The organism is Vibrio sp. Isolate30, assembly GCF_022397975.1.
Taxonomy (GTDB): Bacteria; Pseudomonadota; Gammaproteobacteria; order Enterobacterales; family Vibrionaceae; genus Vibrio; species Vibrio fortis.
The window spans coordinates 107,361-132,420 of the sequence record NZ_JAKEUS010000012.1; the positions used below are offsets into that span (position 1 = coordinate 107,361).

Annotated in this window: 22 protein-coding genes and 1 pseudogene; 16 read left to right on the forward strand and 7 right to left on the reverse strand. The window is 43.6% G+C overall.

Going from position 1 to position 25,060, the window contains the following annotated elements; all coding sequences use genetic code 11:
• Positions 1 to 18: 18 nt before the first annotated feature.
• The 4 genes from L1D60_RS20880 (at position 19) to L1D60_RS20895 (ending at position 6,025) form a co-directional block, all read left to right on the forward strand.
• Complete coding sequence (locus tag L1D60_RS20880; RefSeq protein WP_239842782.1) at positions 19 to 2,466, forward strand: molybdopterin guanine dinucleotide-containing S/N-oxide reductase; 2,448 nt, start codon at positions 19 to 21, stop codon at positions 2,464 to 2,466.
• A 239-nt stretch (positions 2,467 to 2,705) separates the two neighbouring features.
• A complete protein-coding gene (locus L1D60_RS20885) occupies positions 2,706 to 3,170 on the forward strand; it encodes a DUF2846 domain-containing protein (protein WP_239842783.1) in 465 nt (154 codons plus the stop codon).
• Positions 3,171 to 3,475: 305 nt separating this feature from the next.
• On the forward strand, positions 3,476 to 5,686 hold the full coding sequence (locus tag L1D60_RS20890) for a TonB-dependent siderophore receptor (RefSeq protein WP_239842784.1): 2,211 nt from the start codon (positions 3,476 to 3,478) through the stop codon (positions 5,684 to 5,686).
• Between the two features lie 126 nt (positions 5,687 to 5,812).
• Positions 5,813 to 6,025 carry a TIGR02450 family Trp-rich protein gene (locus tag L1D60_RS20895; protein WP_239842785.1) on the forward strand — a complete coding sequence of 71 codons (213 nt, stop codon included), beginning with the start codon at positions 5,813 to 5,815 and terminating at the stop codon, positions 6,023 to 6,025.
• 86 nt (positions 6,026 to 6,111) lie between these two features.
• Here L1D60_RS20895 and L1D60_RS20900 read toward each other — a convergent pair whose 3' ends face one another.
• A complete protein-coding gene (locus L1D60_RS20900) occupies positions 6,112 to 6,843 on the reverse strand; it encodes an HAD-IIB family hydrolase (protein ID WP_239842786.1) in 732 nt (243 codons plus the stop codon).
• 263 nt (positions 6,844 to 7,106) lie between these two features.
• Positions 7,107 to 7,478, reverse strand: a complete 372-nt coding sequence (locus L1D60_RS20905; protein WP_239842787.1) for a nuclear transport factor 2 family protein — start codon at positions 7,476 to 7,478, stop codon at positions 7,107 to 7,109.
• A gap of 114 nt (positions 7,479 to 7,592) precedes the next feature.
• Here L1D60_RS20905 and L1D60_RS20910 point away from each other — a divergent pair, with 114 nt between their 5' ends.
• A complete protein-coding gene (locus L1D60_RS20910) occupies positions 7,593 to 8,471 on the forward strand; it encodes a LysR family transcriptional regulator (protein ID WP_239842788.1) in 879 nt (292 codons plus the stop codon).
• Between the two features lie 213 nt (positions 8,472 to 8,684).
• Positions 8,685 to 10,034 carry a polysaccharide lyase family 7 protein gene (locus L1D60_RS20915; RefSeq protein ID WP_239842789.1) on the forward strand — a complete coding sequence of 450 codons (1,350 nt, stop codon included), beginning with the start codon at positions 8,685 to 8,687 and terminating at the stop codon, positions 10,032 to 10,034.
• A 137-nt stretch (positions 10,035 to 10,171) separates the two neighbouring features.
• Here L1D60_RS20915 and L1D60_RS20920 read toward each other — a convergent pair whose 3' ends face one another.
• Positions 10,172 to 10,915 (reverse strand): hypothetical protein, encoded by a 744-nt coding sequence (locus L1D60_RS20920; RefSeq protein WP_239842790.1) that lies wholly within the window; start codon positions 10,913 to 10,915, stop codon positions 10,172 to 10,174.
• A gap of 260 nt (positions 10,916 to 11,175) precedes the next feature.
• A complete protein-coding gene (locus tag L1D60_RS20925) occupies positions 11,176 to 12,066 on the reverse strand; it encodes a LysR family transcriptional regulator (RefSeq protein ID WP_239842805.1) in 891 nt (296 codons plus the stop codon).
• Between the two features lie 219 nt (positions 12,067 to 12,285).
• Between L1D60_RS20925 and L1D60_RS20930 the strand changes: the two genes are divergently transcribed.
• From L1D60_RS20930 to L1D60_RS20965, 8 genes and pseudogenes are all read left to right on the forward strand, one after another.
• Positions 12,286 to 12,522, forward strand: coding sequence for a hypothetical protein (locus L1D60_RS20930; RefSeq protein ID WP_239842791.1), 237 nt, complete (start codon positions 12,286 to 12,288; stop codon positions 12,520 to 12,522).
• Positions 12,523 to 12,772: 250 nt separating this feature from the next.
• Positions 12,773 to 15,997 carry a mechanosensitive ion channel domain-containing protein gene (locus L1D60_RS20935; protein ID WP_239842806.1) on the forward strand — a complete coding sequence of 1,075 codons (3,225 nt, stop codon included), beginning with the start codon at positions 12,773 to 12,775 and terminating at the stop codon, positions 15,995 to 15,997.
• Positions 15,998 to 16,089: 92 nt separating this feature from the next.
• On the forward strand, positions 16,090 to 16,689 hold the full coding sequence (locus L1D60_RS20940; RefSeq protein ID WP_239842792.1) for a hypothetical protein: 600 nt from the start codon (positions 16,090 to 16,092) through the stop codon (positions 16,687 to 16,689).
• Between the two features lie 101 nt (positions 16,690 to 16,790).
• Positions 16,791 to 17,291: a GNAT family N-acetyltransferase gene (locus L1D60_RS20945; protein ID WP_239842793.1), complete on the forward strand. Its 501-nt coding sequence runs from the start codon at positions 16,791 to 16,793 to the stop codon at positions 17,289 to 17,291.
• Between the two features lie 60 nt (positions 17,292 to 17,351).
• Positions 17,352 to 18,152, forward strand: a complete 801-nt coding sequence (locus L1D60_RS20950) for a PhzF family phenazine biosynthesis protein (protein WP_239842794.1) — start codon at positions 17,352 to 17,354, stop codon at positions 18,150 to 18,152.
• A 290-nt stretch (positions 18,153 to 18,442) separates the two neighbouring features.
• Positions 18,443 to 19,321, forward strand: coding sequence for a 6-carboxytetrahydropterin synthase (locus tag L1D60_RS20955; protein WP_239842795.1), 879 nt, complete (start codon positions 18,443 to 18,445; stop codon positions 19,319 to 19,321).
• A 365-nt stretch (positions 19,322 to 19,686) separates the two neighbouring features.
• Positions 19,687 to 20,009: pseudogene (locus L1D60_RS20960) on the forward strand (antibiotic biosynthesis monooxygenase).
• A 337-nt stretch (positions 20,010 to 20,346) separates the two neighbouring features.
• A complete protein-coding gene (locus L1D60_RS20965) occupies positions 20,347 to 20,814 on the forward strand; it encodes an RDD family protein (protein ID WP_239842796.1) in 468 nt (155 codons plus the stop codon).
• Between the two features lie 89 nt (positions 20,815 to 20,903).
• On the opposite strand, the gene L1D60_RS20970 is transcribed toward L1D60_RS20965, so the two are convergent.
• Positions 20,904 to 21,323, reverse strand: a complete 420-nt coding sequence (locus tag L1D60_RS20970; protein ID WP_239842797.1) for a BLUF domain-containing protein — start codon at positions 21,321 to 21,323, stop codon at positions 20,904 to 20,906.
• Between the two features lie 620 nt (positions 21,324 to 21,943).
• Between L1D60_RS20970 and L1D60_RS20975 the strand changes: the two genes are divergently transcribed.
• On the forward strand, positions 21,944 to 22,399 hold the full coding sequence (locus L1D60_RS20975) for a GNAT family N-acetyltransferase (protein ID WP_239842798.1): 456 nt from the start codon (positions 21,944 to 21,946) through the stop codon (positions 22,397 to 22,399).
• Positions 22,400 to 22,489: 90 nt separating this feature from the next.
• Here the strand turns inward: L1D60_RS20975 and L1D60_RS20980 are convergent, their stop codons facing one another.
• Entirely contained in the window at positions 22,490 to 22,732 is a 243-nt protein-coding gene (locus L1D60_RS20980) for a DUF6429 family protein (RefSeq protein ID WP_239842799.1), read from the reverse strand.
• A gap of 236 nt (positions 22,733 to 22,968) precedes the next feature.
• A complete protein-coding gene (locus L1D60_RS20985) occupies positions 22,969 to 23,943 on the reverse strand; it encodes an integron integrase (RefSeq protein WP_239842800.1) in 975 nt (324 codons plus the stop codon).
• Positions 23,944 to 24,174: 231 nt separating this feature from the next.
• Between L1D60_RS20985 and L1D60_RS20990 the strand changes: the two genes are divergently transcribed.
• Positions 24,175 to 24,801 carry an AbiV family abortive infection protein gene (locus tag L1D60_RS20990; RefSeq protein WP_239842801.1) on the forward strand — a complete coding sequence of 209 codons (627 nt, stop codon included), beginning with the start codon at positions 24,175 to 24,177 and terminating at the stop codon, positions 24,799 to 24,801.
• Positions 24,802 to 25,060 lie beyond the last annotated feature (259 nt).

Genomic DNA, 25,060 nt, shown 5'->3' on the forward strand with positions numbered 1-25,060 from the left:
AACGAAAGGATAACAACAATGACTGATATTACTCGTCGCGGATTCCTTAAAGGAACAGGTATGGCAGCCGGCGCTCTTGCCTTTACGTCGCTAACACCAATGACAGCGGCAGCCGCTAACAAGCGTGGTAAAGGGGTACTAACGGCTGGTCGTATGGGGCCAATGATCTGTGAAGTCAAAGATGGCAAGTTGGTATCAACCACCAACGCGCTGGCTCAAACAGTACCAAACAGCCTACAAACAACAGGTCCAGATCAAGTCCATACTAAGGCTCGAATTAAATATCCAATGGTTCGTAAAGGATTCTTGGAAAACCCATCGGCACCGACAGGTAAGCGTGGTGATGATGAATTCGTACGTGTTTCTTGGGATGAAGCTTACAAGCTCATTCACGAACAACATATGCGTATTCGTCAAGAGAGCGGCGCAGAGTCTGTATTTGCTGGCTCTTACGGTTGGCGTTCAAGTGGTGTTCTACACAAAGCACAAACACTGCTTCAACGTTACATGAGTATGGCGGGTGGCTATTCAGGTCACTTAGGTGATTACTCGACAGGTGCTGCGCAAGTCATCATGCCGCACGTTATGGGCTCGATTGAAGTATACGAACAACAGACAACACACCCAGTTGTTCTAGAGAGTTCTGATGTTGTTGTTCTTTGGGGTATGAACCCGTTGAACACGCTTAAGATTGCTTGGAGCTCAACAGATTGCTCGGGCCTAGAGTTCTTCAACCAACTGAAGAAATCGGGTAAGACCATCATTGCTATCGACCCAATGAAATCTGAAACCATTGAATTCTTCGGTGACGCTGTTCAGTGGATTGCTCCGCGCCCAATGACAGACGTGGCGATGATGATGGGTATCGCACACTCGTTGGTTAAAAAAGGCAAGCACGATGTTGAGTTCCTCAACAAATACACAACAGGTTATGACAAGTTTGAAGCTTACCTGATGGGTAAAGAAGACGGTGTTGAGAAAACTCCGGCTTGGGCAGAAGAGATCACCGGCGTACCAGCTAAACAGATGGAAGTGCTGGCAGACATCTTTAGTCAAAATCGCACCATGCTAATGGCAGGTTGGGGTATCCAACGTCAACAGTTCGGTGAGCAGCGTCATTGGATGGTGGTAACGCTGGCAGCAATGCTGGGTCAGATCGGCCTACCAGGTGGTGGTTTCGGTTTCTCTTACCACTACTCTAATGGCGGTAACCCAACTCGTGACGCTGGTGTACTTCCTGCAATTTCTGCTTCTATTGGCGGTGGTTCTTCTGCAGGTAATGACTGGGCGGTATCAGGTGCTGTGAATGCATTCCCTGTCGCTCGTATTGTGGAAGCGCTAGAAAACCCTGGTGCTAAATTCATGCACAATGGCCACGAACTAACCTTCCCAGACATCAAGATGATCTGGTGGGCAGGTGGCGGTAACTTTACACACCACCAAGACACCAACCGTTTGATTAATGCATGGCAAAAACCTGAGCTGGTGGTTATCTCTGAGATCTACTGGACGGCAGCAGCGAAGCACGGTGATATTGTTCTACCGATTACCACATCGTTTGAGCGCAACGATATGACCATGACGGGTGATTACTCTAACCAGCACCTAGTACCGATGAAGAAAGTGGTTGAGCCACAAGGTGAAGCGCGCAACGATTTCGACGTATTTGCTGACATGGCTGAGATGATCAAAGCGGGTGGCCGTGATGTGTTTACCGAAGGTAAAGACGAAATGGGTTGGCTGAAAGGCTTCTACGATGACGCTCAGAAAGCAGGTAAGAAGGCGCGTGTTCGTATGCCTAAATTCGGTAAGTTCTGGGATGACAACCAGCTGATCGAGATGAAGTTCAACAAGAAGGCTGCGCAGTTCGTGCGTCATGCAGACTTCCGTAAAGATCCAGTGATGAACCCACTAGGCACGCCTTCAGGTAAAATTGAGATTTACTCAAAAACGATCGAAGGCTACCAGTTAGAAGACTGTCCTGCTCACCCAACTTGGATGGAACCTACTGAGTTCTTTGGTAAAGCGAAGAGTGATGAGTTGCAGTTGATGACTGCGCATGCTGCGCACCGTCTACATAGTCAATTCAACTATGCGAAGATCCGTGATGAGTACGCAATCGCTAATCGTGAGCCAATCTCAATCAACACCGAAGATGCAAAAGCGCGCGGTATTAAAACGGGTGATTTAGTACGTGCGTTCAACGACCGCGGTCAAGTACTGGTGGGGGCTTTGGTCACTGACGGTATCAAGCAAGGCGCGGTGTGTATTCACGAAGGTGGCTGGCCGGATCTCGACAAAGAGACAGGTTTGTGTAAGAACGGCGGTGCAAACGTGCTAACGCTTGATATTCCAACTTCGCGTCTAGCAAACGGCTGTGCAGCGAACTCGGCACTAGTGAAAATTGAAAAATACACCGGTCCAGCTCTTGAACTGACCGCATTTATTCCACCTAAGAACGGGTAGTGTAAATAACCTAATCTGTTGAAAATAAGCCAGCGTAATGCTGGCTTTTTTCTTTTAAAAACAACTGACTACAGTTGTTAACAATCGTAACAATGTGATGGGTTTATAAAATACAAATGAGAAATTCTCGCAATATGTTACTTATGTCGAGGTTTTTATAAATTCAACATGATTCATATTTTTGGGTGTATATCATTTTGCTGAATCATATATGGAAGTTATTTGGCAAAGGTAAACAAATGAAAACTAAACTAATTTTTGGTGCAATCGCACTGTCTGTTCTTTCTGGTTGTGCGACAGTTCCAACGGCTGATAAAGCTGAGTCAACTAAATTGAAGCAATTTGCAGAACCGGCAGAAGGCATGGCAGGTGTTTATGTATATCGTGACAACTCATCAGTTGGCGCGGCATTGAAAAAAGATGTCTACATTAATGGTGACTGCGTTGGTGAGACTGCACCTGGTGTTTTCTTCTACCAGCAAGTTTCGGGTAACCAAGAACATACGATCAGCACTGAATCTGAATTTTCTGCGAATGATCTCACTCTGTATACAGAAGAAGGTCGTAACTACTTTGTTCAGCAGTACATCAAATTGGGTGTATTCGTTGGCGGTGCAGCGTTAGAGCAGGTTGAAGAGCAAACGGGTAAAGCAGAAGTTACTAAGACGGATCTTGCAATTCAGGGTACCTGTACTTCTATGTAACCGTATTGCCACTAAATTACAGTTACTTTTGGGCGAATTGAATCATCTTGGTTCAATTCGTCTTATCTAATCTCCTCAGTTGATTCTTTTCATTTTCTTTAATCCCTCTTGCTCACTGTGTTCAGCAACGCACTATTTTTAACAATACAGTCAACCAATTATACGTGCTACTGATCACTTGTTTCATACCATCTTGATTTATAAATTCCCTTTCATTTTTCTGCTGTTACAATTCGCTTGATGAATACAAATGATAATAATTTGTATTCAATTTGATTTTTGTCAATTTAGCTAAGGAAAGAAGAATGAAATGGCAGCTTAAGCTCACCCCACTTTCAATTGCAGTAGCCGCATTATTGAGTGGAGGAGTAGTACACGCCGCAGAAGATGAAACGCTGGTCGTGATTGGTCAGCAAGTCGACGATAATGCTGTGGGACCTGATTTTAGTTATGTCGGTGAGAAAAGCCAAACGGCTACCAAAATGCCACTTGCTCTGCATGAAACCCCTAGAGCAGTCTCTGTGGTGACTAGAGAGCAGATGGATGACCGTGCCTCTATCAGTATTTCAGATGCCCTTCAGTATACGCCGGGTATTCAAACCAACTATTTTGGTGAAGATAATAAGCAAGATTGGTTTGTTATACGTGGATTTCAACAAGCCGGAACAGGCTTATATCAAGATGGTACGCGCCTCTATTCGGCAGGTTTTTACAGCTGGCAAATTGACCCGTTTGGTTTAGAGCGTGTAGAAGTGTTACGTGGCCCTGCTTCCGTATTGTACGGACAAAACCCTCCGGGCGGTTTGATTAACGTTGTCAGTAAACGTCCGCAATTTGATGGCGGATCAGGGCAAGTGGGTATCGATGTTGGTTCATTTGATCGCACGCAAGTGACACTCGATGTGAATAACGAAGTCAGTGATGACGTGGCGTTTCGTTTGGTAGCGCTTGGTCGAAAAAACGGTACTAAGGTTGATGATGTTGAGGCACAGCGCTTTTTGGTTGCACCATCATTGACGTGGAAAATGAGCGATAAGACAGACATCACTTTCTTAGCCAGTTATCAGAAAGATGACTCCGACCCTTATGTGCAATTTTTGCCAATGGAAGGCACGTTGACTGGCAGCCAAAATGGAAAGATTTCAGACAGTACCGCGGTAGGTAACCCAGATTGGGAAACCTTCGAACGTGATCAGCTCTCTTTAGGATATGAGTTTAATCATGAGTTTAATTCAGGACTAAGTTTTGGGCAGTCTGTACGTTATAGCCGGATGGATATTAACTTAAAGCAGATTTATTCTTTAGGTTATGCTCAAGATATAAATGCTGCACTTGATCCTCTTGGAGAGCGAAAAACGATCTTGCGTCAGGCATCTACAGAAGATGGTCAGTCAGATGCTTTGAATGTCGACAATAGGTTGGTCTTTGAATTCAGAACTGGAGCCGTTGAGCATACATTACTGACCGGTGTCGACTATCAAGCTATTGATATTGATAGCCAAGACTATGCCTTTGACCCACTAGTGGCTGATGGCAATACGACCATACCACCGGGTATTAATAATCCTCTGTTTGATATCTATAACCCAACTTATACAAATAACGTAGTGCTGCTAAATCCTACGACATTCCAGCCAATGACTGAGGCTGACTTGCAAAACAATACAACTAAGAACCGTCAATTAGGGCTATACGTTCAAGACCAAATTCGATTCAATGATTTGATTGTCCAAGCAGGGCTTCGTTACGATGATACGTCTAACGAGCAGTCTAATGAGACGACAGGCAGTGTTCACAAAGCGGATTATGAAGAGTGGACGACGAACTTAGGTATTGCTTATGTCACATCCGCCGGTTTTACCCCTTACTTTAGTTATGCTCAATCTTTTGAACCTATCATTAAAACTTCAGTGGCGAATCAAGCGGCAAAACCAGAACGTGGTGAGAGCTACGAAGCCGGCGTGAAATACTTGCCTAACAGCTTTGATGGCCAGTTCAATGTTGCCGTTTATGAAGCGACTAAGACAGATGTTGTCGATGTGCTCACTGGCAGTAATGAAGTCAATCAAATTGGTGAAATCCGTAATCGAGGCGTTGAATTGGGCGCTGTTGCCAACGTGACTGAGTCACTGACACTGATCGGTAACCTTGCATTTTTGGATTCTGAGATCACTAAAGATCAAGATGCGAATCAAGTGGGTAAAACGCCTGCGCAAGTGGCTGACCTGGTCGGTTCAGCGTGGGCGAAATATCAGTTCTTTGATGGTGCGTTAGATGGGCTGAGCATTGGAGGTGGTGTGCGATATATTGGCGAAACCTACGGCGATAATTTCGAACAAAACAAAGTCCCTTCATATACTTTGTATGACGCGACAGTGAGCTACCGATTCGCGGATTACAAACTGCAAGTAGCCGCAAAGAACGTGTTTGATAAAGAGTATGTCGCAACTTGTAATTACTATTGTTACTACGGCGACCGTCGCAACGTGATAGCAAGCTTAACTTACGATTGGTAAGCTACGCGTAGACTATAACGTGGATATTAAGCATGGTGATATCGAATCATCATGCTTTTTTTGTTTGGAAGTGATCTAAATAACTCTTTGAAGCTTATAGATAAAATTAGAAAGTAGGAGAGTAGTATGAACAGAATCAACCCTAAGAAGTTACTACACAGTAAGTGGACGGCAGTTTCACCAGTCAATCGAGAAAAGCACTTTATGATTACCGAGATGGAATTTGAAGAAGACGTGGTTGTGCGGTGTGTTCTGGAAGCGGTCATGACCAAGCGGGCGCGAGATATTGATTGGCATGACCTGACTGACAATTCACTATGGAAAATGGGTTGGAAGTGAGCCCAAACATAAGACTAACATTAGATAACGTTATTTGTAGAAAAAGGTACTTGTAGGTCTCGTTGCTTGTAGCCTGAGTTATTTGGCTATCTCGGCTGACCTTGCCAGTATTGCAGCCCTTCTAAAACACCTGCAGCATGAGTCGCCTTGCTGGTGTAAACATTGTCTCTTTGTGAGAGATGAGCAACTTCTGGATAGTGGTTGGCAACCAATATGGAGTTAACACCATTGATGGTTAGCATTGAGGTGTCGTTAGCGGAATCTCCTGCTACACATACTTCATCAATGTTTAAATCATGTTGTTTCAACAAGTGATGGATAGCAGACGCTTTGTTGATGTTTTTTGGAGTCACGTCTAAGTACCAATCGTGAGAATAGGTGAGGTCGGCTTGGGCCCCGTGAGCTTCTAGTGAGCTCGCAATGAGGCTTCTTTGGTGATCAGTTAATGACCCTTCAAATGTAATTTTATAGTCGCCTTGATGGTTCGGATCGAGTTTCCCCATAAAGTCAAAACCTGCCAAAGCTTGTTCTACTTTTCGTTTATCCCATGTTGCTTTTAATCGTTGATGCCAGTGTATGTCAGGTTGTTGAACTGGTTGGTGATGGTGAATCTGCGTACCAACATCGCTGATAATGCTATGCGGGGTTGGGTAATTATCCGAAGCTAGTCCGCTTTTAATTGAAGGAAGAGTTCGCCCTGTCGCTATGACGAAACGGATGCTAGGTTGTTCGCTCAAGTAGTCAAACAGCTGGTTGACCCCGTCAGATGAACCGCCATCCAAGGTGCCATCAAAATCACATACCAACATCTTAATCATTGTTTTTTCTCCATTAACCATAGCCTTCCTTTACTTAAGGTTGGCCTACTAGCCTCCGAATAACAAGGTCAATTTACGTCACTGAGAAATTAAAAGATCAGTTTGTCACGAGTATCACGTTTGGTAGGTTGGTCTCACTTGATAGCAGATTTATCGGTTCGCTGAACCGAGTTATCGAATAGATCAATCGAACAAAAAAGGTCAACTATGATTATCATAGTCGACCTTTTGAAATCGTAATATTTCCGCGTTTATATAGACGATTAGCGCTCGCCTTGCACTTCAAAGTCGTCGCTGATCAAGCGAGCCTGTCCGTCTTCTTCCACTACCCAGTGTTCACGATGTACTACACCAAACGCCTTATTCATTGTCCAACTAGACGTTAAAATGTAACCGCCGTCTTGGTGCTCTTCCCATTTTACGTCGGTGTAATCTACATCTTTAAAGCCTTGGTCAATGATATTCTGCCAGAAAGCTTGGATCGCTTCTCGTCCTTCAAAAGTACCAAATGGACGAGCATGCATAATACATGTTTCATTGTACTGGGCTGCACAACCTGCAGCGTCTTGGCTGTTGAATGCGGTTTGCCATGCTGCAATGCCTTTCTTACACGCTTCTAAGACTTGATTGCTCATCTTTAACTCCAATATGTTTGTTGTGCTGATTCATTGATACTGAGTTTAGAGCTACTCTTTATTTTGAAAAACAGAGATAATAGAAATGACTGTTTATAAAAAGAGAACAATAAAATGCACAAACTCAGGCAGATGTCGATTTTCGCTCATATTGTTGAACAGGGCTCTGTGTCTGCTGCTGCGTTAAAGCTAGACCTTTCAAAGTCAGTTGTTAGCCAACACTTGAAGCGACTTGAGGAGGAGCTTGGTGCGTCATTGCTAAAGCGTACTACTCGCCGGCAAGTTCTTACTCCAATGGGAGAGCGCTTTTATCTGAGCTGTAAAGATCTGAACAATCTTGCAGACTCAGCGTGGGAGTCGGCTCAATCTGAACTGGAGGAGCCGCAAGGGCGCATTAAAATAACCGCTCCAAATGCGTTGATGGATGTATTGGTAGCACCTGTGATAGCAGAGTTGATGAAAACCTACCCTAAACTTCAACCTGAGTTGTTGAGTGATGATCAGCGTTTAGATTTCATGAGCAATGATATCGACCTCGCTATTCGCGTAGGCAGCTCTCCAGACAGCACATTGAAGCAGAAGCGATTGGGTGGGTTTAGAGATCAGCTGTGTGGTGTAGTTTCCATGCGGGGACAGGATCTCAACGCTTTGCCATACATCGCTAATGCTTGGCAGGGAAGAGAGATTGTGCATCACTTTGAGTCGAACACGGGAACACCATTCAGCCTATATAAACAAGCTCATTGCGTTACAAACTCAATTCATAGTTGCGCGGCACTGATCAAAGCGGGTGCTGGAGTGGGCGTATTGCCGGACTTTTACTTAAAGCAGTTTGATGAGCAGCTCATTAACCTCACGCCTCAGCATCACTTACCTGTCAATACGGTTTATGCGCTTAATCCGTATACGCATCATACTCCAATAGCCGTTTCGTTATGTATTGAGGCGCTGGAAGCACGTTTGTCAGAGGAGCTGACGGACACATACCGTTAATGCAATGCATATGTTGCGAACATTAGGTTAGCCATTTGGTATAAAGGTGGGTGATATCACACTAAAAAACATTTGTAGTATAATAATTCATTAGTGTGATATTTAGCCAACTTGTCGTACAAATCTTCGTCTATATTATCTTCCGTTGCACAGAGGAAGCTGTGCAATCTATGGAATAAAATAATAAACGTGAATCAAATTATGGAGACTTGTATGATTTTTAATCCCTGCAAACCACTGTCCTACGCGGTGATGCTCGCCCTTTTTTCTGGTGGCGTAGCTGCTGAAACATTGACGATTCAGTCTGCATCGGACTGGGGTGGGGCACACTCCTCTTATCCTGCTTCTAACGCTATTGATGGTGACACGAGTTGGTCTTCCCGCTGGGCGGCACAAAATGCACCTGTTAATTTGGTGTTGGATCTTGGCTCCGTGCAAAACGTTCAAGACGTGAAGATCGCTTGGGGTAAAGGTGAGCAGCAAACCTATAAATTTGAGGTTCGTGCGTTAGCGGACGAGAGCTCAAGTACCTGGGATAAGATTTACAATGGCTACAACAGTGGTACTACATCTCAATTTGAAACCTATGACGTTCAAGACGTACAAGCCCGTTGGGTTCGTATTAAGGTATTTTCTAACAGTGCCGAAAGCGTATGGACAAACATTACTGAAGTGGAAATTCACGGTAACGACAGCACTGACTATGGCCTTGATCCGAGTGCACCACCGTCTGACAATTTTGATTTGTTAGATTGGTATGTGAGCATTCCGGTGGACGAAGGCGATGGGTACGCAACATCGATTAAAGAGAAAACGCTTGATGCTGGATATGAAGACGAGTTTTTCTACACAGGCAGTGATGGTGGGTTGGTGTTCTACACGCCTGTTAAAGGGGTTACCACATCAAGTGGCACCAAGTATGTTAGAACCGAGTTACGTGAAATGTTAAGACGTGGGGATACTTCTTACTCAACCTCGGGTAAAGATAACAACTGGGCGTTCTCATCGATTCCTTCCAGTGATCAAGCTGCCTTTGGTGGCATTGATGGTACATTGAAGGCGACGCTCGCTGTGAACCACGTGACGACAACAACCTCGAATACTGAGCAAGTGGGTCGAATCGTGATTGGTCAGATCCATGCTGAGAAGAATGAGCCGATCCGCCTTTACTATCACAAACTACCGAATAATAACAAAGGTGCCATTTACTTTGCGCATGAAACCTCAAGTTCGACGGGCGGCGATGAAACTTGGTACAACTTACTCGGGAATATGGTGACATCAGATGGGGATCTTAACAGTGAAAGTAACCCAAGCGATGGTATCGCGTTGGATGAAACCTTCTCATATTCAATTGTCGTTGAAGGCGATAAGTTAATTACAACCATCAGTCAAAATGGTACGGAATTGGCTGCTAAAGAAGTTGATATGACAAATAGTGGTTACAATGATGCTGACAACTACATGTATTTTAAAGCGGGTATCTACCTGCAAGACAATACGAGTGACGACAGCGATTATGCACAAGTGACCTTCTACCAACTGGAAAACACGCATAACTAAACGAGTGTGAAAATCCAGCTGACAACAAACCAAAAAGGAGTGATGTCCACCATCACTCCTTTCATATCTTTCCATCTATGTGACCATCACTTTTCTGATGATGACGGCGCTTATGTCGTGTGTCGACTGCGCCGTTACTAATATTGGCTAGGGAAGTTAGCGTTGAAGATTGGGAACAAGGCTTTTAGTTCTTCTTCGGCAATATACGCACGTTGCGTTGCGGTCACTTCACCGTCTAATCGATAGAGAGCCATTGCTGATGCATGCAATGCGTTCTCTAACCAAGACGTCTTAAGGTAGGCACAGTAAGCGTCTTCACAGTTACGCGGGTCTTGAGTCGCCCAACTGTCTGAACCAGTCTTCCAGCCAAGTAGTGATGAACCTTCACGTTGAATTGAGTCTGACTCCATATAGTCAAAGGTTGAGTCAACATGTTCAACGCCGATGTCTGTACGACCAATCAAATCACTATAAAAAGTATACGTTGGCCAAAGATCATGTCTATGGTCTGCTAAGGTAAATACGATTTTGCTTGAGCCTTCAAGGAGCAGCGTATCGCGTTCAATGGTGAAGGTAATACACTCATCTAAGCCAGCCAAGTTACATGTCCACAACTCACACGCCGTGTACATTTCTTCATAGGTGGTTCCCCAACGTTGTGCAGCTTCAATGATCAAAGGATCTTTCGATGGGTTAAGCCCGTTATCTTCGTCAGGATCGGTTTGGTCGTTGCCATTGTTACCACCATTATCATCCGGTGGAAGAATAGGTGCCCCTGGGTCTCCCGGCACTGTTTCACGATCGGTATACGAATTATCTGAGCTGTTACATCCGACCAATAGCGCTGCGATAACCGCGGCAAAAATAGTATTCTTTTTCATGTTGACTGCACTCTTTAAAATTTGTTGAGCGTCCCTAGTTATTCATATGAGCATTGATGAAGTTGGCTCATTGATGACGTCCTGTAGATGCAGTCATAGTATTGATAAGTCTTATTGGTTTCTAAACATAAGTGTTTATAAGGGTAATAAGTATTTCTTATTATGCATCGATTAAATGCGCACGATAGCGGAAAACGGTTAGTGGAGTGAGTAGTCCACCTGCGTATAGGTAATGTGCAGGTGGGGTGTTGTCGCTTGTGCTAGCGCTGACTTCGATTAGCGATAATTGTCTGCTTTAAAATACCCAGTAACCATTGGTTGATTGGGTCATGTTGTTGAGAGCGACGACAACTCATTACGAAACGGATTTCGATGTTGAGGTCATTGGGCAAATGAATACTTCGACACCCTGGTGGAACGCTTCCGTGGGTAGTAATACCAAAATGATCCGTCTGCATTACAATGTCGTGCACGGTTTGTGGTAATGCGACCTCGGCCTTAGGCGTGAAGTTGAAACCGATATTGGTCAAGCGCTCTAAAAGAGGATATTTATTGTCATTCCAGCCCGCTGACTTATAGATCACTACGGGATAGCTCGCTAACTCTTCAAGGTTGGTGGCAGGGTGGTCATCTCTCACAAAGAACACAACCGTGCCTCGCCCGAATTCTGACTGAGCAATTGACTGAGGCAAGCTCTCATCGAAATAGTGTGCTGCTACTGCATTTTCACCATCAATCAGGCGATTTCTGGCGTTGTCGTCCCAATGTAAGAATGAAATGGTGGATTTAGGAGCTTGCTGCAAGAGTGCGAGGTACAGCTTATCGCCCAACTGCTGCCAAAAGTGGTTGTTGGCGTAGATCTTTATCGGCCCTTGATAAGTTTCTGGCGAAAAGCCTTCTGGCTTGATGGAAGCCATGCTGTCGAGAATGCTATCAAAATGCTTAATGTTGGCCTCGACAAATGAGGTGGGCTCAAAACCATGTTTGGTTTGAATAAACAATGGGTCATCGAGTTGAGTCTTAAGTTTGCTGAGGTTTTTGCTAATCGCACTGGATGTCTTTCCTAACGCTTCGGCGACTGCTCCCATATGGCGCAGCTCATACATTTTTTTTAAGACCAAGATATTTTGCATATCAAGATTGGCGTTCATTTCCGTCTCCGAGTTCACGTCCATGCGTTCATCCTAATCTTAAGTTTTAGTAGTAAAGACAGAGCTAGGTCAAAATCTGATTTTGAGTTTTTTATTCTGAGGCTCGCGAGCAGTTTCTATTTTGGAAATCTTGGTTTTCCTCGTGAGAGCAATAGGTTAGGGCTAAAGTAACTACATCAAAACGAACGACCCCTATTTAAAAGAACAATGAGGTGATGTATGAAAAAGTTAATCGCACTAGGTTTAATGGCTATGTCTATGAACACGGCTTTCGCTTCTGATGGTAACTACACAGGTACGATTGATATGACAGTAACTTCTGATAACCAGGTTCAATCTGAACGCATTGCACCACAGCCAAAGCTACAAGGACGCAATGAAACGTCTGACGGTGGAGTGCGTTTCGTATCTCAAGCGGATAAACACGACTTTGTACTCAATGGCCGTCGTGACTAAGGTTTCCGTTACTCTGTATTGAGATAGCGACAGCCACGTCGAAGCCAATATCTTGTTAAATTCATAGTCTTATCTAATAGCCCGCACTGGAAATGTGCGGGCTGTTTTATTTTTAGGTAATTAATTGAATTACAAAGCAGAATCACCAAATTATTCCTACACTTAGGTAAGTTCTAAACGCTGTATAAGGAAGAAGTGCGTGGTCAATTGGTGGTCTTGTCGAACATCAAGCCTTTTGATGTTGTGGGTAATGATAGTGAGTGTTGTCGTTAGCTCTAAATTAAGCTGGGCGCAAACTGTGCCGGAATTAGGTTATGTAGAAAGTGAAATCACCAAGCTCAATGGCGAAAGCCCCAAAAATGAGGTACTGATTGGTCAATATGAAACATTGAAGGCGCGGTTAGTTGCCGATCAAGAGAAACGTATTCAGCGCGATGATTATCTAAAGGCGATAACTCAATTCCCCGTCCAGCGCGAACGCTTGATGAACAACATTAATGCTGTCGAATCTTTAGATATATTCAAAACTGACCAATTGGTGAAGTTCAGTGATCTTTCGCAATCCATCGCTTCACTGCAAGCGGCACTTGTGGAGTGGCGAACAACGTATCAAACCAAATCCGAGCAAGCAAAACGATTGGGAACCGCTCGCACGGAATTGCCAAGTAGTCTTGCTCAGTTGGATAAAGCTATAGAAAAAGCGAATCTAGCTCAGAGTGATAAAGGGGAACCGATAGACCAATGGCTTGAGTTAAGTAATGTTTCTAGCCTTAAATTAGAGCGTGAAGTACTGGCCGCAGAGCTACAGAGTTTAGATGAGCGCACCGAGATTGTTCGATTGGAGCGCCAACTGCTGGATCGCAAAATCAAACTCGCCACGCCATTAGTGGTGAATTTGCAAGAGCGTTTGACGCAAGTTGAGCAGGCATCGGTTCGCGAGCTCATTGATCAAGTCAATGCCTTGCAACATCAAAGAGACAGTCTCTCTATCCCAGATTTGCAGTTGGCTGACAAGTTGGTGGATTTTGCCAATGAGTTAGAAAAGGTGTTAGTTGAAACAGACCAAGCGCGAATCACGGTTCACCAAGTGGATGCGGAAAGACGAAGCCTGACGAGCGAGCTGCGTTTAATTAAAGACAATCTTAACTGGCTGCGAGACAGTACTGCTTTTGGTGATTCCATCCGAGCGCAGCTACAGCGTTTGCCAACCGTGGTTGAGAGTAGTGACATCCCGAATAGCATCGCCCATGCGCATATTAGAAAATACGAGATAGGGCAGAGCTTAGATGACATTGCGACGAGTAGAGCCGTATCTGATATTCAACACACCGATGAGCCATCAGAAGAGCTTAACCAACTGACCAACCTCATTCTTAAGCAACTTACGGATAGCTACGATAAGTTGATTGTTGCCTTGAGCAAACTGCAAACCTCGAAAACCCAATACATGCTTGAGGTAAACAGCGCGCGTACCTTCTTACAACAGCAACAGCTTTGGAGCCGAAGTAATGTTCCATTGTGGCAACACCTGACCAGCTTTGAGCGTGATGTATGGTTTGGAGATCAACGTCCGTTCATCGAAAGGTTTGAACAACTCACCAAAGAGCAGCTAATCAGTATAGGTTTGCTAGTCGCGTTCTACAGCGTAACACTGTTTGTTCTTTATATTCGTTTCTCCAAGCGAGCAATTAGTCGTAGATTGGAGTATCAGAAAATATTCGGACATCCACTCAAAGACAAATTCCGATTTACGCTCATTTTGTCCCTAATGGCCTCTCTTCGGGCGATAGCCTTGTCACTTTGGTTTGGAATGACGGCGTATATCGTGCATTGGCTGTGGCCGATTTCAAGCTCTGAAGAGATCAAGACGATTACCTTTGCCGCAATGACTGGCTTGTTTGTTGTGGAAGTGATGTTCTCACTGAGCTCTCCAAAGGGCGTGTTGGATTTACATTTGAGCTGGCCGAGTTATATCTGTGAATATTTGAATGCTGGGGCGAAGCGCGTTCGTTGGCCGCTGATCATTTTGCTGGTGGCCATCTACGCGGCGGAACTCGCGGCTGGCTCAAAAGAAGCAGAGATTTCAAGAGTCCTGTTTTTGGTTCTGATAGGCTCGATGCTTGCGGTTTATCACTCCTTGCTTAGAAAGCAGCATTTACCATCGACTTTCCCATCGCCATTTAACCAAGGACTAACCTTGTTCATCATTCGAGCCGTGGTATTGGGTTCGTTTGTTGGCATTCTCGCAATGGCGATAGTCGGTTTGTATGTTGCGTCTTGGGTCTTGTTGATTTATCAGCAGTTGACGATTTTCGTTATTCTCGGTGGTTTGTTTATTTACCAATTAGCCGAGCGTTTCTTAAAGCTTGAGCATCGCCAATTGACGTATCAACGACTGTTAGAACGCCGAGAAGAATTGATTGCTCAGCAACAAGAGCAGGCCGATGAACCGCCGGAGCTGGCGGAATTGAGAGAATCAATGCCTGACGTTGAAGAGCGTGCTTTGGACAGCGAACAAGTCAGCGAACAGTCGATTACATTACTTCGCGGGTTATCACTGATAGGGCTAGTGATCGCGCTATTGACTCTATGGTCGAGTGCCTTAGAGATGACGAGCCAACTCAATAATGTTGTGGTTTGGCAGGTGAGCGAAACCACTGAAGCTGGTGCAAGGCTGGTGGACATCACCATTCAGTCGCTAATTTATGCGGTGATCACACTACTGGTGACTATGGTCGGCGTTCGCAACTTACCCGGTGTATTAGAGCTGCTTATTTTAAGGCGTCTAGATCTTGCTCCGGGCTCTGGTTACGCCATTACCACACTGCTTAGGTATCTAATTCTGGTTGGTGGTGTGCTGACTGTTTTTGCCATGCTTGGTTTTCAATGGTCTCGCCTACAATGGTTAGTTGCCGCGTTTGGTGTTGGTTTAGGCTTTGGCTTACAAGAGATTTTTGCCAACTTTATCTCCGGTTTGATTCTTCTGTTCGAGCGTCCAATTCGGATTGGTGATATCGTGACCATTAATGAATTGTCGGGAACCGTGAGTAAGATACAAACCCGTGCAACCACGATCATTGATTGGGATAACAAAGAGATAGTGGTGCCCAACAAGGTGTTCATCACCGAAAAACTGATCAACTGGTCTTTGACCGATCCTGTCACACGAGTCGTGATTCCAATTGGTGTTGCGTATGGTACTGATGTCGAAAAGGTTGAATCACTGCTTTACCAAATCGCGAGTGATAACCCACTGGTTCTTGAAGACCCATCCCCATATGTGGTGTTCCTTGCTTTTGGTGCAAGCAGCTTAGACTTTGAACTGCGTGTGCATATTACAGCGATTGAGCACCGTCTAAGCACCATTCATCTGATTAACAAGAACATTGATAAGCTATTTAGAGAAAACAATATCGAGATTGCTTTCCCACAAATGGATATTCACGTTCGCGATTGGCCGAATAAGCCAAGTTAATCTGGCTATGTTTTCAAAATGAGGCTGTCGCTTCGAGTTGGCTGACAGCCTTCTTTATTGCCTAAAGCTAAAGAAAGGAGTCTAACAAGCCCATGTTTGAACCCATTGAGATGGAGTTAGATGCGCTCAAAATCGCCGCTTATACACCGCCCCATAATTTCTCGGACGGTGTTAATCATTTGTCGGAATTCGATCTATCTGAGGCTGTATTGAGCAGCAAAAAGTTGGACGCGTTATTGGCTTCTTCGAGTGGAGTTAACCAAACGACGCAGCTGATTACCTTATGTCAGCTTTCAGATACTTTGCTGTTGGTATTTGATAACCCCTCGAATGACATGAGTGCGGTATATAGGGTTATTGAGAACTTAATCGGAAAACTGCAATCACATGAAATGCCGAATAATCTCGATATAGTCGATCTACGCAACTTGTCAGAAGGTAGTGACTTTCTTTTTGCCTTTGATAACCACAGTGCAGTGTGCGACTTTCTCGATGCTCAAAACTTAGGAAAAGTGGTTGGTGGCGTTCACCTCGCTCATAAGGTGAATGAATTATCACAATATGAAAACGCGACCGATCAGCTGTTAGATCGATTCCCTGACACCACATACCTGTGTGCCAGCATATACAGTGATGGTATTGGTGAGTCTACGACGGTGATTGGTATCAAATCGGAATCGCCTAAATACTGATCTGTTGGTGAGGAAAATAGCGTAGATTCATTTCTTTAGATTGCTGTAGCAATGCAACTGATGTACAACCAAAACTCGAACAATAATAAGAGTGTAATTGCATGAGTTTAGTAGTAAGACAAGTCACCATCGAAGATGCGCAAGGCATCACTGAAGTGCTTAACCCAATCATTACAGAGGGTTTGTATACCATCCTCGATACGACGTTCTCAGTTGAAGAAGAAAAGGCTTTTATCGCCGATTTCCCTAAGCAAGGTGTGTTCACTGTCGCTGTCGATCAAGTGCAAGAGAAAGTCATCGCCTTTCAAAACATCGAGCCTTTTGCTTCTTATACCAAAGCTTTTGATCATGTTGGGGTTATTGGGACCTTTGTCGACAGCGCTAGTCGAGGGCAGGGTGTATCTAAAAAGTTGTTCCAGTCGACGTTTGAAGTGGCAAAACAAAAAGGCTATGAAAAGCTGTTTGCTTATGTTCGAGCAGACAACGAGAGAGCGTTAGCGGCTTACCAACGTCAAGGTTTTGAAGTGGTGGGCACTGCTAAAAAGCATGCTAAGTTAGGCGACACATACATTGATGAAGTTTTGATAGAGAAGTTCTTGTAACTCTCTTAGGCTCAAAGGGCACAAAATATAAGTAGGCCAGTATAAGGATAGAAAGGTTACATGAATTTAGATATTTACCAAGTCGACGCTTTCACTTCAGCTCCGTTTAAGGGCAACCCTGCAGGTGTATGCATTACTGAACAACCATTGAGTGAAGCGTTGATGTTTTCAATCGCTCAAGAAATGGCGGTATCAGAAACGGCGTTTCTAACCCTAAACGACATGAAACTTCGTTGGTTTACCCCTGAAATCGAGGTGAAGCTGTGTGGACACGGTACACTCGCCACGACGCACGTTTTGGTCGAGCGTGGTGATTTAAATGTCGGTGAACGTGTTACTTTTCAAACCCTATCTGGCCCTTTGAGTGCAAAGGTTGTAGAAGATGGAATTGAGCTAGATTTCCCACAAACCAATCTTCTATTTGATCACAAGTTCAACCTGCCTTTGATAGAGGCTTTAGGTATCCAACCTGAAGAGATTGCTTCATATGGTGAGTTTGATTCTAAAGTCTTTATCCAAGTGAATAGTGAAAGCACGGTAAATGCTCTTACCCCCAATTTTGATGCTATGAAGCAACTTGAGGGCCGAGGTGTAGTGGTGACAGCGCAATCCGAACAGCAAGATTTGGATTTTATTTCGCGCTATTTTGCTCCTTGGGTGGGAGTGAACGAAGACCCAGTAACGGGTTCAGCACACTGTGCACTCGGCCAGTTTTGGAGTCAAAAGCTAAATAAAACCACTCTGAAGGCGTATCAAGCATCCCAGCGTGGCGGTGATATTTCTGTGGAGGTATTACCCAACCAGCGTATTAAGTTAAAGGGCACAGCCAAGACGACCATTAAAGGCGTGATGAGCGTTTAGTTATTCACCGCTAATTATTATCGCGATGATGTGATGAATCCTTACTAAAAATGATGAAAAGCCTAGAGTTCGCGTCTATTTCCACGAGTGAACTAGGCTTTAATCTGAGGTTTAGCGAAAATCGTACAGAGATTGGCCTTTTCTTATGAGAGGCGCGTTAAAAAGGTGGACTTTACAAAGCGGTTGTACCATCCTGCGTCTCCAATTTCATTCAACCTAAGCAATGAGACGAAGTGTCTGCTGAAATGTTAATCAGCCTCCCGTATCTCATTAATAGTAAGGAGTTCAACTTGAACCTATTTGTAAGAGATCTTACCGTTATCGATTCTTCATACATCTGTGAACACAGAGGGGTCGTGGGAGATAGTTGGATTTTAGATGTCATCATGTCTGGCGAGCTCAACGAAATGAGCATGGTGCTGGATTTCAGCAGGGTAAAGAAACAGATTAAACACCTTGTTGATGAGTATGTTGATCATCGCTTACTGGTGCCAATGAAAAACCCAGCTATCATTCATAACGCCACCAAACTAGGCTATTCAACGCTTGATGTGATGCGTGGTGATAAGAGCATTCACCTGCAATGCCCAGATGAAGCGTACTGCTTGATTGAAGCAGAAGCGATCACCATCGAAAGTATCACAGCTCATGTTTACGACATTCTGCGCGACAATCTTCCTAGTAATGTCTCGGGTCTAGAAATCACACTTCGCCATGAGAAGATTGACGGTGCGTTTTACCACTACACACACGGCCTCAAGAAGCACGATGGTAACTGCCAGCGTATTGCTCACGGACACCGTTCACCTGTTGAAATCCTTGTTGATGGCAATCGAGATGCGAACCGAGAAGAGGCATTCGCGAAGCGTTGGGAAGACATTTACCTTGGCTCACAAGAAGATGTTACAACGCTGGACGTACTTAACTTGAGTGAACATGCACAAGCGGTGACAGACGAAAGCCACTATGCTTTCCGTTACACGGCGCCTCAAGGTGAGTTCGAGCTAGCGATCGCGAAGAGTGAAACTGAAATCCTGCCAACTGACACGACTGTTGAGCTTCTAGCGGGTTATATTGCTGACCAAGTAAAACCGAGCCTCAATGATGGTCAATCTCTTCAGATTGTGGCTTACGAAGGTGTTGGCAAAGGCGCAATGGCGTCTCGTTAATCTGACTCAAAATCATTCATGCACTGGTAATGCAAACGCAAGTTACCAGTGCTTTTTATTTCTAGACCCTACGCTGTAGTTGTTTCAATTTAACCACCTGCTGCCACCAAGCCTCATTGAAGTCCTTCTTCGTCTTTCTCTTTTTCTGATACTCGCACAAAAACTGTCTCAAGCATTGTTATAACGTCGTCTATTATATTTTGGACTAACTTTCAGTGTTGTTTGGATAGGTCGTAAGTTTGGATAGGCTTGCTAATGTTATAAGTCTATTTAGAAAATGGTAAAACAGCATTGAACAAAGGGTGCCCGCGTGTAATGTATTTAGCATACAAAGGATCTGCCTAATCTACTTTAAGGAAAATACGATGCCGAAAATCGCTGATACACCAAAACCTCCTTATTACGCCGTTATCTTCACCTCTACCCGAACCGACGGCGATAATGGCTATGGGGAGATGGCAAATAGGATGCTTGAGTTGGCAGAATCACATGACGGATTCTTGGGTGTTGAATCCGCTCGTGAAGAGGTCGGAATCACCGTGTCCTACTGGCAAGATTTAGCTTCTATCAAAAGTGGAAGCAAAACTCGGAACATATGGAAGCTCAAACTTTAGGTCGAAAGCAGTGGTGTGAGGCATTTAGGGTGCGTATTGCGTTGGTAGAGCGTGACTATGGGTTGGATATATAGTGTTTTCTTAGTCATCAGTTCCTAGCGCTAAATCGTTTCTATGTAGGTTGTTCGAAACCTATGACACATAAATACATATCCGTACATTAAGTTACTGTAAATTATAGTGATAATTCGTATGGTTTCTTGTAGGAACGAGATGCAAAAATCTGAGCGATTATGCTCAGTGGCAATACAAGGAATAACATGAAAACTACACTACTATTGGGATGATATCTCTTTGGGCACATAATTCACGTTGCTTGGTTAAGATGATTCACCGGGTATGGCACTGTTTAGCTAATCTCCTGCACGATATGTAGTGATCATTGAAGATAGAAAACATAAGGAAAACAAGATGGAAGATGGACAAAAGCCGACTAGTTTGTTGGCATCTAGGTGGTCTCGTCTAGGCGCAGCCATTATAGATTCACTGATCCTGAGTATAGTGATTCTCCCTCTCGCTTATTTTACCGGTGGATTGGACGGTCTAGCTCAAAACCCTCCTGTCGAAGCACCGTTGGAATACCAAGCTATCATGGTCATTCTTGGGTTTGGGTTATATTGCGCGATTAACTGGAAATCATTGAGCCAGACTGGTCAAACAATAGGGAAGAAGATTCTTAAGATTAAGGTCGTGTACATAGATGACACTCAAGCAAGCGTTCAAGATTTGGTTTTCAAACGATATGCCTTGATGATATTCGTAGGGTACCTTCCTTGGGTGGGTGGTGTTATCAGTATCATCAACATACTTATGATATTTGGTAAGCAAAAACGTGCTCTCCATGATCGTATTGCCAATACGAAGGTGATAGTGAGCTAATTGTTTATCGGCTTGATATTCAGTAATGTCTTCGATGATCGACTAGAGCACTTACTATAGTTTCAATGCTTAAATCACTAAAGCAAAACCTATTCAGATGGCAGATGCTGTTTCAACTCTAAGAGCATAAGGTAGGCACTTTTCCCGCTTAGCTCATAAGGTTTGAATTGTGTCGAACCCGAAAATTGAAGGTTGAGTAATGAGGTTAGATGGGTTTGTGGGACGTCCCCCATAGACCAATCACCAAATTGTCGCGAATGGATTTCTTTGTAATAGATGATGGTTACATTGGAGTGGCGTGAGTCGTTTATGATGTGATTGTATGTATGATTTAATTCTTCGCGAGAACCTTCTAAGCACTGCAAAAAGTAGTCGCTGTTATGGCTCAATAATCCCGTGATATTCCGTTCTTTGTTGTATTCACGAGACTTGGCCAAGATGTCTTTTAAGGCTAACGCATCACAATTCTCGCAAAGCGTACTAACGTAGATCAATCGAGCTAAAGGCATAATTATCTCTCAGGTTCTTGCTTTGATTACTCATAAATATAATCCATTTGTCTCAAATTGCGAGTTGGTAAATAAAATGGCTATAGCTCATATTGTATTTGGATACTCGTCTACTCATTGTGATGTGTGGGAGTGATGAGAGGGGGCAAGGCCTTTTGTGCGTATGGAATGAAACGGAGTTGAAAATGCAGCCAATAGAGGTCCCTGATGAGCTAAGGTCAAAATGTGGCTCAAATTTACATTGGGGCTTGTACAAAGTTGATGTGAAAGTAAGGTCTGGGCTCGTACTCTATAATTTAAGTGTCCGAGATAAAGCGATGTTTGAGCCAACGGTTGGTGAACCTCTCGAACGATATAACTTTCGAACTTTGGATATCGTATCTATTAGACCTGCGACTTTGCTAAGTCGAATAAAAACTATGTTCTATGGTTGGTAGTAGCACTACCATAAGCGTATCTTTGACCTTTATGTTTGAGCAAAAGCACATACAAAGCGCTTTCGTCTGATTCTCAACCCTTGGTATTTTTCGTTTGAATTAGCTTTAGTGATTACGGCACAATGGCTTAGATATAGGTAGCGTTGTTCACTATTTAACGTGGTGTATGTGTTCGGAAGGAATATGGAAATTCAGAAGGTTCTAAAAGCGGATTTAGATGCAGTAACCAGACTTATTTCAGAGGTTTCAGCTAAAGATGTGCTTCCATTATTTAATGCTCAAGGAAAACAAGAGTACAAAGACAGAGTTTTGCCTGACCTAGCGACTACTTTTGATGATGAAAAGTTTATATCAATTAAAGCGGTATCAAATGGTGAAGTCCTTGGTTTTGCGGCTTTGCGTGATGGGAATTATCTAACGCATTTGTTTGTAGCAAATTCAGAGCAGGGATCTGGCTTAGGTCGTACTTTATTGAATCATGTACTTGATCAGACAGACGCTTGTGAGGTTAGTCTACGTTCATCTGTGAATGCTGTTGGGTTCTACAATCGTAATGGTTTCGTCGCCACTGATGAAGAAGCAGAATTCAACGGAATTCGGTTCGTGCCCATGTCTTTAATGCGCAGTATAAATGACTAAAAACACCAATAGGTGATTTTGAGAACTGTTCAAATTCCGCCACTGTATTTTTGGCGTTGGGGGAGAGGGCTCTATACAGCCAAAAACTTCCTACTTCTTTAGCCACTTATTGAATAGTTCTTCGGCTTGTTTTACGCCTTCGGGAGTAACGACCACTGATTTACTTTTGTTAACAGGATCTAATATCAGGCCTTTCTCATAAAGGTGGTTCATGACATCAAAATCGAGACCTTTCCAAGCACGGCATGAATCATCAAATTTAGATTTATCATGCAAGGTCAAGAAAAGAAGAGTTAGTGCCAGTTCTGATGCTTTGTCTATGTCGTAATCCATTGGGCGTGATCCTCATATTAAATGCTTGCCTCTAATCATTCTAGTAAACCACATTACAATGGTCAGCATAATAAAAAACAGTTCATCCAAGAGGTACTCATATTTACGCGTTTATTGAGCTGTAAGGGGGGGAAGTGCTAGAGAGCAATGGCACGTGCTAATGCCGAAAGTGAACACAAGTGGTTATTGTTAGTTGTCCAGTTTGAAAGAGTTCGAAATCCGAATCTCATCTATCGTTATTTTGCGAATAATCTTGATAGTGGGCTAACAACTCCATTGGCGCCTCTATCAATGATGTGAGTATAGATTTGCGTTGTCTTCAAATCGGTGTGCCCAAGTTGTTCTTGAACGGTTCTGATATCCGCTCCGCTTTGAAGAAGGTGCGTAGCGAATGAGTGCCTTAAAGTATGACACGAGATGTTTTTCTCAATGTTGGCTTTTTGGCCTGCTACCTTTATGTGTTTTTGAAGCGCTGTTGGGTGAATATGGTGTCTACGTAGCTCTCCTGTTTGTAAATCTGGCGACAAACGACTCGAAGGGAAGAGGAATTGCCAGTTTAGGCTCCGTTCTGCGCTTGGGTATTTTCTAGCGAGAGCTTCAGGTATGTATACACCAGAAAAAGCAGTGTCATTCATGTCTTGATGATAGTAACTCGCGGATTTCTGTTGCTGTTGTTTGATAGCGGGGAAAAGCTCTGGAGCTATTGTCACTATGCGGTTTTTACCTCCTTTCCCTTGCCATACACGTACAGATTTATATGCATAATCGATATCTTGTACACGTAAGCGTAGACACTCCATTAAACGCAACCCTGACCCATACATTAATTGATAAGGTAATTTGTAGTTAGGTGAACAGTGATTGAATAGCCTTCCAATCTCTTCTGGAGTCATGACTGTTGGCAATTTTCGTGATTTATCTGAGCGCCGAAACTGCATATCAAGCTCTATGGGTTCTTGAATAATTTCTTTATATAAAAAGACTAATGCATTGAGAGCCAGACTTTGCGTTTTCCTCGCTGACTTTTTGTTAACAACCAGATGCGTTAAGAAATCCTCTACATGTCTGGAAGTTAAGCTCTTTGGGTGCTTTTTATCATGATAAAGAATGTATTGGTGAATCCAATAAATGTACGCCTCCGTTGTACGAAGGGCATAGTGCCGTCCAAGCATATATTCTTGTATATACGATAGAAATGGTGATTTTTTCATTAAACTGTAACTGGTTATCCATACATAAGTTACAGTTTGGCACATCAATTCATGCTATATAGAAAAATTCTGTATTTTGGGATGTAGGCATAGAGCTGTAGTGCTTAAGTTACTGTTAGTTTTCATAAAAACGGGGTATCGTTTACGTCATTGAGATACTAGACAGAATAATTCTGTATTTAAGTGCAGAATTTTTCTGTCTAATATAGCTGTTATGTTTTCGGAGGAAATTTGAATCAACCCAAAATCAATAATCTGAAGTTCGATACTATATTTGACGGTGCAATCAAGTGTTTGAGAAATGCTCAAGAGCTCTGCGATGAAGCTGAGATTTTACATAAGCATGAAAAATACGCACGTTCATTCGCTTTAAGCCATTTCGCACGCGAAGAGTTTGGGAAAAGCTTTATGCTTTTTAGAACGTTAATTGACGTTGCTGCGGGTAAGAAAGTAGATTGGAAAAGGCTCAATCGCAGATTTCGTGACCATAAGCAAAAGTTGGCAAGTGACGCAGCCGTTTCTACAACACTATTTGGGAAAGAGTATCGTGAAATGGGCTTACCGTTAGAGGTATTGTTTGGTGGTGTCGATTTTAAAAACGCTCAGAAAAATAGCTGTTTATATACCGACTGGGATAATGGTTCATTTACCCTTCCATCAGACACGATCACAGAAAAACAGTCCGAGCGAAACCTAACTATCGCTATCTACCGTATCGCTAAATTAGGTCCATCACTATTGGGGTTGGAGCGTCTAAAGAACTCTTCAAAACGAGATCTTAAAGTAATTTACCCAGATGAAATGCCAGAAAGTATAGATGAATACTTAGATCTGCTGTCGAGTCGAATACAAACATAACAAGGCATTTAAGACGGATTCCCAACGCTTGGCATTTTCGGTTTGATTCAGCTTAAGTGTTTACTGCACAATGGTTTAGGTCGGGTGGTAGGTGTTGCTAACCACTTAATGCGGCGTTGATATGACCCCCACTGTCAATAAGAGCGTAGAAGTTTCTGCTCCCACATTTCCAGAGCCTTACTAGTAAATCAGTAGTAGTGTTACCGCATAGGTGAAGCAAGTAATTTCGTCGGTTCTCATGCTGATATACGTGGATTAC